The 1,474-nt window shown below is 44.4% G+C and carries 1 protein-coding gene; it reads left to right on the forward strand.

The features are described from left to right. Positions 1–1,474, forward strand: a 1,474-nt coding sequence (locus I7X29_RS15170; protein WP_317191540.1) for an RHS repeat domain-containing protein, incomplete at both ends; no start/stop codon positions are given.

The following is a 1,474-nucleotide window of genomic DNA, read 5'->3' on the forward strand; positions in this document are numbered from 1 at the left end:
CGCCGAAAAGCTCCTAACCCAAATAGACAATGAGAACAAGGATGGCAACAGCGACCACTACGCCTACACTTACAACCACAGCCGTCAGTTGCTCTCCACGACAGAAACCAACCCTTGGGCAAAGTATACCAAAGCCTATACTTATGACCTTTTCGGTCGGGTACAAAAGGAAATGACCACCGCAGAGGCAGCAGGCAAACGCGCGAGTGCAATGGTGCAATACCGCTATCAAAATGGTGAACTCGTGGAAATGAAGGACGACAAGGGTGTAACCCTTTGGAAACTCAGCAGTGAGAACCCCTATGGGCAACCCCTTGTAAGCCATAAAGGCAATGTAAAAGAGACTTATACTTACGACAAAGGTTTTCCTGTAAGCCAGCTCTTGCAAAGTGAGGATAAGGCAATTGGTGCCCTTACGTGGCAGTTTAACCCTCAAAAAGGACTATTAGACAGCCGTCAATACAGCTTTTGGGGTAAACAAGAGGATTTTAGTTATGATAACTTAGATCGCCTTACGGCTTGGGGTGATGCCAATACTCCACCACAGACCCATAGCTACGATGAGCGCGGGCGCATTACTGAAAATAGTCTTTTGGGTACTTATAAATATCCCTCTAAGGGCTACGACCAAGAAAAATTAGTATTGAACTCTACAGGCGAAGCTTTTTATAAAGAGGCACCAATGCCCGCGATACGCTACAATATGCTTAAAAGCCCCGAACAAATATACGTAAAGGGCAAAGAACGTATCACCTATTTGTACAACGCCTTTGGCAGTCGTGCCCATAGCTTCTATGGCAATGCGGAAGCTGAGAAAGAGAAACGTCCTATTCATAAGCATTACAGTGCCGATGGCAGTGTAGAAATCAAAGAGGATAAAACAAAAGGAAGTATTGACTTTTTATTTTACCTCGGTGGCGACCCGTATAGTGCTCCTGCGGTATATAATAGCAATGGAGAAGAAGGAAAACTACTCTTTTTGCATAGAGACCAATTAGGGAGTATTGTCGCTATTACCGACCTTAACGGCAAGCTTGTAGAGGCAAGACATTTTGATGCTTGGGGCAAGGTATTGAGCATCACTGACGGCAATGGCAACAAGTTAGATAAATTACTACTTGACAGAGGCTATACAGGGCACGAACACCTCACAAGCGTAGGCTTAATCCATTGTAATGGACGTCTCTACGACCCTGCCCTACACCGCTTCTTAATGCCCGATAACTATATCCAAGACCTTTTTAACACACAGAACTTTAATAGGTATGGGTATTGCTTGAATAATCCGCTGGTGTATAATGACATTACAGGAGAATGGTTTGGCATAGATGATTTGATAGCTGCTGTTGCAGGAGGTGTTATTAACTTGGCAGTAAATGCTATACAAGGAAATGTAACCTCTTGGGGTAGTGCATTGGGATATTTTGGAGTAGGAGCGGTTTCAGGTTGGGCTTCTCTTTATGTAGGGCCATTC

Source organism: Capnocytophaga periodontitidis (assembly GCF_016126015.1).
GTDB classification, from domain to species: domain Bacteria; phylum Bacteroidota; class Bacteroidia; order Flavobacteriales; family Flavobacteriaceae; genus Capnocytophaga; species Capnocytophaga periodontitidis.